Origin of the sequence: Halovivax cerinus (assembly GCF_024498195.1) — an archaeon.
Classification (GTDB): domain Archaea; phylum Halobacteriota; class Halobacteria; order Halobacteriales; family Natrialbaceae; genus Halovivax; species Halovivax cerinus.
In genome coordinates, this window is sequence record NZ_CP101824.1 from 3,358,200 (window position 1) to 3,369,310 (window position 11,111).

Here is an 11,111-nt window from a genome sequence, read left to right on the forward strand (position 1 = left end):
AACGGCTATCGGCTCAATGTGGAACGTGACAGGGCATGCCAGCCTGAACGCCAGCAATAGCAACTGTGGCCAGCGGTATTTCTATATGTGTGTTGACAGTTTCATACACCGTGGTCGACACGAACGCCCGTGGAACAATGTACAGTCACCGACAGGGGAGCAGGCTCACCGGTATGGATTATCTGGGCTTTCCAATCGAGTAATTCCATCGACAGCGTCGAAATCGTCGTCGAACGAGTACATGAATTCAACCTCCTCGCGTTCCATGTAGGCGACGATCGATGCATCACCGAACGAGAGTCCCTCGTACGTCTCGAAGAGTTCGAGCCCCCGAACGTAATCTTTCTGCGCTGCATGCTGGATCTCGAATCCAGCAGACTCACTGAGACGATCATACGTCTCCCCGGCTAACCGGTGATGACGTTTTCGGTGGATCCAGTTTAACGTTTCCAATACGACATAGTTCGTCACACAGCCGATCGGAAGTTCGCCCCGATCCATACCGCGGACGATTTCCATCGCCGCCTCGTGATGCGTATCCTGTGAATCAGCCATACCGACGAGAACGGCAGTATCGACGACTGCAACTGCCATTAGTTCGACTCCTCGAACGCGGGATCAGAATCGTGACCTGCAAGATCGTGGGTTTGCAATCCGTCCCCTCCCATTGGCACAGGTTCAAAGTCCGCGAACGCGCCATGACGTTGTTTGACAACAGTAACCGATAGCGAGCCCGCCTCATCGACCTCCCATCGAATCTTGTCCCCGGCCTCGATATCGAGTCGATGACGAAGCGAGGATGGAATCGTTACCATACCACTCTTACTGACAGTCGTTTCCTCGGGGACGCTATCCATCGACATGGTCAAATGTACGACCCACACCCCAATACATGTTGCGCTGCATGTGACGAGAGAACCCGCCTAGATAGGTGTTACCGCTACGCCTTCGTTCCGGATACAACCACTCTCTACGGGATCTTCCGGTAGAATCGCCTAGTCCAGACTCGGCTCCAGATACGAACAGCAATCCGCCTCGGGGTCGAAACACTCCGGGCACTCCGGTCGCCGGTCGATGATCGTGTCGAGTCGCTCCGCCACCGTGTCGTCGATGACGGCCTCCAGGGCGCGCGCCTCGTCGCGAAACTCCTCGACCTCCAGGACGTTCGTCAGAAAGCGCTCGATGATGCAGTAGGTCGTCAGCGCGTCGTGGGCGCGTTCGATCCCCTCGTCGGTCAGCGCCGCACCCTTGTACTTCTCGTGTTCGAGCAGGCCGCGGTCCTCTAACTTTCCGACCATCTCGTTGACACTTGCGGGACTGACGTCCAGCATGTCGGCGAGCGTGCCCGTCGCGGCGGGGCCGTCCTCCATTCGCTGGGCGAGGTAGACCGCCTTGAGATACTGATCGGCCGTGTTCATCGCCACCCCTCCGTCGATGCGACTCGTCGAGTCGGTGTGTTCTCACTCATGCTCGTCGCTCCATGATATCGGTCACATCTTCGACACCCTCGCGCTCCTCCTCGCGAATGCCACGCAGCGTCTCCAGTACCACCTCGCGGTCGATCGCGAACGCGGCATCGGACGCCTCGATCGCCTCGATCAGGTCGTCGTAGAACTTGTAGGCCGTCTCCTCGTTACACAACTGGTCGTAGAGAACGCCGTCGGTCCCCTCCGGCGGGCCGTAGCGGGCGTCGACGAGGGCGTTGATCTCTTCGTACGAGACCGTCTCCGCGTCGAGATCGTCGACCAGCGACTCCAGGCGTTCGCGGTGCTCGGCGGATTCGTCGGCCGCCTCGTCGAGCAACGCCCGGACCTCCGCGTCGATCGCCTCCCGCTCCGCCTCCGGGAGGCTCTCCAGGTGGTGGGCGGCGCGCGACTCGACGACCTCCTCCAGCACGACCCCGATCTGGAGTAATCGGGCGAGCTGGTGGTCGGTCGTAACGCGCTGTCCCAGACTCATACCACACGCTGAGTCGGGCCGGCACTTAACTTCCCGCTTTGGTCTCTACCAGTCCGGTCACGGAACCGTCGGCACAGAACACGACCGACTCGACCGACGGACGGTACTACACGGAGCGTATGCCAGTCGACAGCACTGGATAGTGGTCAGAACGGACGGCGCTGGAACAGCTGGTTCGACAGCCGACGGACCGTCAGTCGACGAGTCGCCAGATGCGGCTGCCGTCGCCGCCAGAGACGCACTCGACCTGCTTGAGCCCCGATTTGAGACAGCGCCACCACCCGCCCGGCGAACCATATCCCGCCGGATGCTCCTCGTACAGCGCGTCGACGAAGTCGTTCTTCTTCGCCGCGCCATCGTCGCGCAGGTGCGCGAGAGCGACGCCGATCAGTTCCCGACGCCGCTCGACGAGGTCGGCGGACCGGCCTGGAACCTCGATGGCGTCCAGATTCGTGATGTCCTCCCCGGGACGGACGTCGTCGCTCGTATCAGCGAGTGAGGTCGCAGAGCGGTACTCCAGGCCGGTCTCGACCGTACGGTCCAGTTGCTTGCGCGTCTTCGCGACCGCCCGTCGAGAGAGTTCGTCGATTCGGTCACCCTCGACCGTCCCCAGATCACCCGCATCGTCCGACAGTTGCTCGTCTCGCATCCGGACGACCCGCTCGGGCCGGAGGTTCATCGAGTCGATTCCATCGCTTTCTGCGGTCGATTTCGATTCGGCATCACCGGCCGGACCGGTCCCGGTCTGTTCGGCGCCATCGTCCGCATCGGGCACGATCGGTTCGGTCGTCACCGGTTCGTCGGGTGTGCCGGTGTCGTCGGTGGCGTCAGACGCTGGTTCTGTCCAGCCGCCGTCGGAGGTCGCAGGCGGTGGCTGTCCGGCCTCGTCGGCTCCAGACGGCGACGTGGCGGACGCCCGCGGCTCGCGCTCCTCCGCCGGTTGGTCGGACTCGATGGACTCCAGGCGCGACTCCAGACGCGCGATTTTATCGCTGTAGACGTCCAGAACGTCTCCCATCTCGGTCTCGTGTTCGATCGAAGCGCGGTTGGCGATGATCCAGCGAACGTACGCGTCGCGACTCTCGAAGCCGATGAGTGATCGCTCCACCTCCAGCGCCTGGAGTGTCTCCTCGTCGAGTTCGACCGAGAGTGTCTGCATCGTTCGAGGGTTGGTCGGGACCCTATTAAAATACCCGTCAGACGGGGTGTAACGATACGAGAGCTGTGCAGTACAGTTCGATGACGTGTTCGGAAACAGATAGGGCCGAACGAAGATCCGCCACGAGAACCGTGCCACTCGGTGAGAATCGGTTGCGATGACGTGTCGGCCTGGCGAAAGAGACGTAGAAATCGTCGATTTACCACGCACGAAGTGCCATCAGTCGGGCGGTATCGACGGAACGAACAGCACACACTGGGGGCGTCGACGACCGGGAGGCGGATCGAGAGTGGCCGAGGACCGCGCCGGGCGGAATCGTCACTCGTTCAGACGAGCCTGGATCAGCGACTGCAGGTCGTCGCGGAACTCGTCGATGCGAATCTCCTCGAAGACCGGGACGAAGAAGCCCTCGACGAGCATGTCGGTGGCCTGGTCTTCCGGGATTCCGCGCGAGGTCATGTAGAGTAGTTCTTCGGCGTCGACCTGGCCCACGGTCGCGGAGTGGCTGGCCTCCGTGTCGTGGTTGTTGATGATGAGCTTCGGGCTCGCGTCGGCCTCGGAGTCGTCCGAGAGCATCAGCGTGTTCTCGCGCTGGTACGAACTCGTGTCCCAGGCCTCGGTGCCGACGTCCTGGACACCCTCGTAGACCGAGCGCGCCTCGTCGTCGAGGACGCCGCGGGTGACGAGGTCGGCCGTCGTGTGTTCGTCGTTGTGCCAGACACGGGCGTTGACGTCGAAGTGCTGCTCGTCGTGGCCGAAGAACGCACCGACGATCTGGCTTTCCGAGCCACTGCCGTCGAGCGTCGTCTCCACGGCGGACTTCGTCAGGCGCGAGCCGAGGTTGCCCTCGATCCAGTTGATCGTGGCGTACGTATCGGCCGAGCCACGCTTGAGTGAGTAGTTGTAGGTGTCCTCGTCCAGGTTCTGCAGCCAGCCGTACTGGACGTGACTGTTCTCGTTCGCGACGACCTCGACGACGGCGCTGTAGTAGCGATCGTCGGCGGTGACAGAGTCGCCGGTGAATTGACGCTCTAGAATCGTCGCGGAGGAGGAATCCTCGGCGACGACGAGCGTGTGGTTGAACAGCGACCGGGAGTTCATCTCGGTCCGGATCGTCACGTCTTCGGCGTCGACACCCTCCGGGACGTAGACGAACGTGCCCGAGGTGAACAGCGCGGTCGACAACGCAGTGAGGTAGTTCTCCTGCGGATCGACGACACTGCCGAAGTGCTCGCGGACGATATCCGCGTACTCGTCGTCGGTGGCCGCCTCGGCGAGCGTCGTCACGACGACCTCGCCGTCGCCGACGAGATCCTTCTCCTCGGCCGCGTTCAGCGGGTCGACGAGCGACTCGAAGTCGAGTGCGTAGAGGTTCGTCCAGTTGCGACCGGGCGTGCGGATGACCGGCGGCATGTCCAGGTCCGAGAGGGCTGCGAGCGCGTCGAGACGCGTCTCGGTGAGCCACTCGGGCTCGTCGTTTGCCGCGCTGATCTCCCGAACCGTCTCCGCCGAAACTGTGGCCTGTAGCTGCGTACTCATGGTTACCCGAGGCTTCCCTCCATCTCGAGCTCGATGAGTCGGTTGAGCTCGACGGCGTACTCGATCGGCAGTTCCTCCGTGATCGGCTCGATGAAGCCGGCGACGATCATCTTCTTGGCGTCGTCGTCGTCCAGCCCGCGGCTCTGGAGGTAGAAGATGTCCTCGTCACCGATCTTGCCGACGGTCGCCTCGTGGGCGACGTCGACCTTCGACTCCTCGATCTCCATGTACGGCATGGTGTCCGACGTCGACTCGTTGTCGAACATCAGCGCGTCACACTCGACGGCCGTCGAGGCGTTCTCGGCGCCGTCGGCGATGTGGACGAGGCCGCGATAGTTGGTCCGGCCGCCGTCCTTCGAGATCGACTTCGACTCGATGGTCGAACTGGTGTCGGGCGCGTTGTGGTAGACCTTCGCGCCGGTGTCGATGTCCTGGCCCTCGCCCGCGAAGGCGATCGTGATGTGGGTGTCCGTCGCGCCGCGACCCTTGAGGATCGTACACGGGTACAGCATCGTGGCCTTCGAACCCATCGAACCCGAGATCCACTCCATGGTGCCGTTTTCTTCGACGATGGCACGTTTCGTGTTCAGGTTGTAGGTGTTACGCGACCAGTTCTGCACGGTGGAGTACTGGACGTGGGCGTCCTCGCCGACGAAGACCTCGACGCCGCCAGAGTGGAGGTTGAAGGCGGAGTACTTCGGGGCGGAACAGCCCTCGATGTAGTGCACCTCGGCGCCCTCCTCGGCGACGATGAGCGTGTGCTCGAACTGGCCCATGCCCTCGGAGTTCATGCGGAAGTACGCCTGGACGGGCATCTCGACCGTCACGCCCTCGGGGACGTAGACGAACGAGCCGCCGGACCAGACCGCGCCGTGGAGCGCGGCGAACTTGTTGTCGCTCGGGGGCACGCAGGAGGTCATGAAGTGCTCCTTGACGATCTCGGGGTGTTCCTGGACCGCGCGGTCCATGTTCATGAAGACGACCCCCTTCTCCTCCCACTGCTCTTGCATGTTCTGGTAGACGACCTCGGACTCGTACTGGGCACCGACGCCCGAGAGCGCCTTCTTCTCGGCTTCCGGGATGCCCAGCTTGTCGAAGGTGTCCTTGATCTCGTCCGGGAGATTCTCCCAGTCGTCGGTCCCCTCGCGGGCCTCGACGTCCGGGCGAATGTACGGCACGATCTCGTCGATATCTATTTCGGAGAGGTCCGGCTGGCCGGGCCAGTCGGTCGGCATCGGCATCTCCTGGAACAATCGCAGCGCTCGGAGGCGCCGTTCCAGCATCCACTCCGGTTCGTCCTTGTCCTCCGAGATGAGCCTGATCGTCTCCTCGTTCAGGCCCTTCTCGGACGTGAGAGCGGCTTTGTGTTCGTTCTTGAACGCAAAGCGCTCCTCGGTGTCCGTCTCTTGCAGGTGATCTTGTTCTGAGCTCATGGTGTTGGTGGTAGGTTACGTCTCTAGCGGTAAGACCCTTCGTCCGGCCAGGGCGATTACGCCGTCTCGTAGACGTCCTCGCGGACCCAGTCGTAGCCCTTGTCCTCGAGTTTCTCGGCGAGTTCGGGGCCGCCGCTCTTGGCGATCCTGCCGTCGAGCATCACGTGGACGTGATCGGGCTCGACGTAGTCGAGGATGCGCTGGTAGTGAGTGATCTGGAGGATACCGGTTCCCTGCTCGTCGCGCAGCGCGTTGATGCCCGCCGAGACGTCCTGGAGCCGGTCGATGTCGAGCCCCGAGTCGATCTCGTCGAGGACTGCGACCGACGGCTCGAGGATCGCGGCCTGCAGCACCTCGTTCTGCTTTTTCTCGCCGCCGGAGAAGCCGGCGTTCAGGTAGCGCTGGGCAAAGCTCTCGTCCATGTCCAGCTGGGCCATCTTCTCGCGCAAGATCTCCTGGAACTCGGCGACGCCGATCTCACCCTCGTCGGCCGGACCTTCCATCGGCGACGTCTCGAAGCCGTCGTCCTCGTCGTCATCGACCGCGTCGTCTTCGTCATCGTCCTCGAAGAGTTCCTCCCGCTCGTCGATCTTCGCGTTCAGTGCCGTGCGGAGGAAGTTCGTCATCGTGACGCCTTCGATCTCGGCGGGATACTGGAAGCCGAGGAAGACGCCAAGGGCCGCACGCTCGTTCGGTTCGAGGTCGAGGAGGTTCCAGGTGCGCTGGTCCTCGTCGATCTCGAAGTCGTCGCCGAACTCGTCTTCGTCGAGGTGGATCAGGACCTCGCCCTCGGTGACCTCGTAAGCGGGGTGGCCGGCGACGACCTTGGCTGTGGTCGATTTCCCCGACCCGTTCGGCCCCATCAGTGCGTGGATCTCCCCCGATTCGACCTCGAGGTCGACCCCTTCGAGGATCGTCTCCTCGCCCTCAGCAACTTTCGCGTGCAGGTTTCGTAATTCGAGACGTGCCATAGGACTCTATCGGCTACACGATGGGTCGACTCACCCATAACGGTTTCGTCTTTGGATGGATCGACTGCCGACACGCCAAGACAGAATCACCGATCAATAGAAAAAATAGGTTGTTAGCCAGATATTGTTTCCATTATCGAATCGCAGGCCAGGTTGACGGAAGGAATGTGTCGGTACCGACCAATTGCCGGGGAGTAAACAGACGACAATTGACGTCCGTTCACGACCGCACTACGGCGGAGGGAACGCTCACGGATTCACATCCGTCCCGAGAATCGTCGAGTCCGGGTGTCGGAGGCGAACCGCGTTCCGGTCGTACCCGGTGATCTGGACACCGACGATCGTCGACGGGCCACAGCCCGGGCGTTCGTCGATACCGTACGGTGTCTCGCGGCCGCACACGACGGTACTCTCACCGACACGTACGTTCGAGCTCGCACGCTCCCCGTCGCCGCGGATCACTACGTCGGCCGTCGTCTCGCCGGAGCCGTTGTTCTCACGGATCCAGGTATCCGACACGCGAACCGACTCGGCGCGACGGACGTTGATCCCGGGCCCAGCGTTGCCGTGAACGGCCGACCCGGTGACGACGACTGACTCGCTCGTCGCACCCTCGTTGCCGAGCCGAATGCCCGACCTGGCGTTGTCCGCGACGAGCGTCGATTCGACGCGAATACCGTCGACACCGTTCTGGACGACGACGCCGGACCCACCGTTGGATCGAACGACGTTCCCGCACACCAGACTGTCCGATCCTGGTCGACCGGTCAGGTTGATGCCGTGGCGATCGTTGTCGTGTGAGACGTTCCGTTCTACGATTCCATCCACGACACCGGCGAACGTGATGCCGTCCAGTCCGTTGTGTGCGGTCCGGCAGTGAGCCACCCTGACGTGTCGGGGCGGTCGAGATCGGTGCGGGTGCGGGTCGATTCCGTACCCGGGAAAGTGATGGCAGTGTACCCGTTCGATGCAGACGGACGTACAACCGGCGACGTAGATTCCATACTCCTGCCCCCGGTTCGACGAACCGAGCGAGACGTTCGCCCGATTGCCGTCGAGTTCGAGATCAGTCACACCGACGGAGTCACCTTCGATCCGAACCAGCCCGGAACTGTCCATCGACACGTCGTTGGCGAACCGAAACGCCGTCCGATCCGCACCGGCGCCCCGCAACCAGGTGTTCGCAGGGACGCGAACGGGCTCCTCGATCGAATCGAATTCACCAGCCTCGACGTGAACGATACCCGGCTGGTCACCGAGCTCGTCTAGGACCCGTCGCAACGTACTCACGCCGTCCGACGGGCTCACACGAATCACCTCGTCACTGCCACTCCGACACGGTGACGGACGCCGTATCGCAGGATCCGAACGGGATCCGTCTCCGGTTCGGCCGCCCGTGTTTGTCCGCACGTTCTCGAGCCGTTCGGCACACCCTGCACAGCCGACGATTCCGCAGGCCAGGAGTGCACGCCGACGGCTGCAGTCGTTTCCCATCACGCGGATCGAAGCTCGTCGAAACTGAGAGTCCCACACATATATAAATTAGTCTAATAAATATATCAAGTATTTCGGTATCCTCAATCGTTTATGGACCACAACTATAAATTCCACTCTTAGAAATTCGATACTATTAAATATCATACGTAGTATTGGTGTTAGATGCAGAGTAGCTAGCAGTAATTTAATCAGAGTTGATTCGAATGACGGACACGGAAACACGGACGGAAACGAGCATAACTGCCGCACTCGCGGGGAGGGAGTGCCAGTTCTGTGGGGTGGGATCGGTCCGACGAGGAACGTACAACGGAAACGAGGCGGCGCTCTGCGAGCGGTGCGCCGTGCCAACGGTACAGGTGTGGTCGTCATGAGACACACAGACACACTCACGATCGAGGTGATCGGAGCCGGAACGGTCGGCGAGGCGACCGGATTGGCGCTCGACGACTGGGGGCACGAGGTTGTGTTCAAAGATCTCGACCACGACGTCCTCGATAGCCTGGACGCGGACGGCCATCGAACGGCGACGCCAGACGAGGCGATCGACGCGGACCTGTCGCTCATCGCCGTTCCCACGCCGTACGACGAGACGACGAACGAGCTCCGGACGACGTACGTCGAGTCGGCGGTGGAAACGCTTGCTGACCAGGACCCATCCGTCGTGGCCGTTCGAAGTACGGTCCCGCCGGGGACGACCGACGCACTTGCGACGACGTACGACATCGACGACTACGCGATGGTTCCGGAGTTCCTCTTCGCCGAGACGGCCAGAGAGGACATCGCGAAGATGGAGTCGCTGGTCATCGGTACCCAGAGTCGGCTGGCGCTTGAGACGATAAAGTGTGCGTTCGGCCCACAGGTGGCGACCTTCGTCGAACTCACACCGACGGAGGCGGAGTTCCTCAAGTTCGGGAGTAACCTCTTCGCGGCAACCAAAATATCGTTCTCGAACCAGCTCTGGAGACTGATGGAGGAGTGTCGATCGGCGAGCGTCGTCGACGAAGCGGTCGATCCCGATCGCGTCCTGAGCGGCGTCAGTCAGATAACACCCTGGACCGGACCGGAGATGGGATGGGAGGGAGGCTGGCCGTACGGAGGCCACTGTTTGCCCAAGGATACGCGAGGACTCCGTGGCTGGGCTGAAGATCGCCACGACATTCCCGTACCGCAACTGTCCGGGACGATCGAGGAGAACGAACTCGTCGATGCGTTCGAAGAACACGAGGAAGACCGACGGACGACCGTCGCCGCCGAATAGATGGTCGCGTCAGCGCTGACGTTTCTACCGCTCGCACTGGTCGGGCTCTGGCGGTGGGGTGTGTGGACCGGGAAGGTCCTGCTCGCACGCACGTACCGTCCCTTCACCGACGACCCACCGGATGTCTCGGTTTCGGTCGTTGCGCCGGTCTACCGGGCGGACCCGGACGACTTTATCGACACGGTGTTCACGTGGTTCGAAAACGATCCGGACGAGATAATCGCGGTAATCGACGAGGGAGATCGAGAGATAATCAGACGGTTTTACCAGCTCGTCGAAAATTACGACGAGTTTAGCTGCATCGTGACGCCGAAAGACGGCAAGCGACCGGCGCTACACGACGGGGTTCGGCGGGCGGAAGGCGACATCATCGCGCTCGTGGACGACGACGTGAAGTGGCGATCGGACACGATGGTCGAGTTCTGCCGGCCCTTCGCTGACCCGACCGTGGGTGCAGTCAGCCCCAAACAGATCGTGAGCGACCAGTCCACGCTCGCCCAGCGCCTCTACGAGGTCCAGATGCGCCTCCAGTTCGCCATCGATTACCCGGCGCTCTCGTCGATCTCCCGGTCACTATCGTGCGTGTCCGGTCGGACGGCCGTCTACCGTCGGGAGGCGATCGAAACGGTCATCGACGATCTAGCCACGGAGACGTTCCTCGGAAAACCGGTCATCTCCGGGGACGATAAGTTCCTCACGCGAGCGATCCAGGCGAATGGCTGGGACGCCGTCTACCAGTCGACGAGTGTCATCGATATCGGTGCGGCTCCAGATGCGAGGACGTTCATCAATCAGACGGTCCGCTGGACACGGAATACGATCCGATCGGACCTCATGGCGTTCTGGGAAGGCTGGGTGTTCCGTCGCAAGTGGCTCGCGTACTACAACGTCGATCGGTTCATCGCGACGTTCGCGATCCTGCTCGCCCCGGTGTACTTTACGCTGTCTCTGACGGCGGGCCTGTACCTCGTCGCGGTCGGCATACTCGTCTGGTGGCTCCTCTCGCGGTCGGTCAAGATGTACCCCTATCTCACCGCGTACACGGGCGGGTTCTCACTCGTCCCGCTGTACACGATCGGTTCGTTCCTCATGTCCCCGGTGTACCTCTACGCACTGTTCAGCGCGAACGCACAGGGCTGGCTCACCCGGGGCGACGACACCCGGTTCGGGTTCCCACCGCTGCGTCGACGACTCGTCACGTCGCTGTCGGTCGGGCTGGTACTCGCGACGCTCGCCGGGTACATCTCGTTACTCCTGACCGTACGGTACTGACCGAACGCGGCCACCCGTTCGCT

The 11,111-nt window shown here is 62.1% G+C and carries 11 protein-coding genes; 2 read left to right on the forward strand and 9 right to left on the reverse strand.

What is annotated here, in order from left to right; all coding sequences use genetic code 11:
- Nucleotides 1–165: 165 nt before the first annotated feature.
- From NO366_RS15930 to NO366_RS15970, 9 genes are all read right to left on the reverse strand, one after another.
- Nucleotides 166–594, reverse strand: a complete 429-nt coding sequence (locus NO366_RS15930) for a type II toxin-antitoxin system VapC family toxin (protein WP_256531770.1) — start codon at nucleotides 592–594, stop codon at nucleotides 166–168.
- Nucleotides 594–863, reverse strand: a complete 270-nt coding sequence (locus NO366_RS15935) for an AbrB/MazE/SpoVT family DNA-binding domain-containing protein (protein WP_256531771.1) — start codon at nucleotides 861–863, stop codon at nucleotides 594–596. Before NO366_RS15935 ends, NO366_RS15930 begins: the two co-directional genes overlap by 1 nt.
- Nucleotides 864–995: 132 nt before the next feature.
- Complete coding sequence (locus NO366_RS15940; RefSeq protein WP_256531772.1) at nucleotides 996–1,418, reverse strand: metal-dependent transcriptional regulator; 423 nt, start codon at nucleotides 1,416–1,418, stop codon at nucleotides 996–998.
- Nucleotides 1,419–1,464: 46 nt separating this feature from the next.
- Nucleotides 1,465–1,959: a M41 family metallopeptidase gene (locus NO366_RS15945; protein ID WP_256531773.1), complete on the reverse strand. Its 495-nt coding sequence runs from the start codon at nucleotides 1,957–1,959 to the stop codon at nucleotides 1,465–1,467.
- 193 nt (nucleotides 1,960–2,152) lie between these two features.
- Nucleotides 2,153–3,118, reverse strand: a complete 966-nt coding sequence (locus NO366_RS15950; RefSeq protein ID WP_256531774.1) for a hypothetical protein — start codon at nucleotides 3,116–3,118, stop codon at nucleotides 2,153–2,155.
- 318 nt (nucleotides 3,119–3,436) lie between these two features.
- Nucleotides 3,437–4,657 (reverse strand): Fe-S cluster assembly protein SufD, encoded by a 1,221-nt coding sequence (gene sufD / locus NO366_RS15955; protein ID WP_256531775.1) that lies wholly within the window; start codon nucleotides 4,655–4,657, stop codon nucleotides 3,437–3,439.
- Between the two features lie 2 nt (nucleotides 4,658–4,659).
- The gene (sufB, locus tag NO366_RS15960) at nucleotides 4,660–6,090 is read right to left on the reverse strand and encodes a Fe-S cluster assembly protein SufB (RefSeq protein ID WP_256531776.1); all 1,431 of its coding nucleotides are present in this window, start codon (nucleotides 6,088–6,090) and stop codon (nucleotides 4,660–4,662) included.
- Nucleotides 6,091–6,146: 56 nt separating this feature from the next.
- Nucleotides 6,147–7,061 carry an ABC transporter ATP-binding protein gene (locus NO366_RS15965; protein ID WP_256531777.1) on the reverse strand — a complete coding sequence of 305 codons (915 nt, stop codon included), beginning with the start codon at nucleotides 7,059–7,061 and terminating at the stop codon, nucleotides 6,147–6,149.
- A gap of 249 nt (nucleotides 7,062–7,310) precedes the next feature.
- Complete coding sequence (locus NO366_RS15970) at nucleotides 7,311–8,369, reverse strand: right-handed parallel beta-helix repeat-containing protein (RefSeq protein WP_256531778.1); 1,059 nt, start codon at nucleotides 8,367–8,369, stop codon at nucleotides 7,311–7,313.
- Nucleotides 8,370–8,925: 556 nt separating this feature from the next.
- Here NO366_RS15970 and NO366_RS15975 point away from each other — a divergent pair.
- Nucleotides 8,926–9,816: a Rossmann-fold NAD(P)-binding domain-containing protein gene (locus NO366_RS15975; protein WP_256531779.1), complete on the forward strand. Its 891-nt coding sequence runs from the start codon at nucleotides 8,926–8,928 to the stop codon at nucleotides 9,814–9,816.
- A complete protein-coding gene (locus tag NO366_RS15980; protein WP_256531780.1) occupies nucleotides 9,817–11,088 on the forward strand; it encodes a glycosyltransferase in 1,272 nt (423 codons plus the stop codon).
- Nucleotides 11,089–11,111 lie beyond the last annotated feature (23 nt).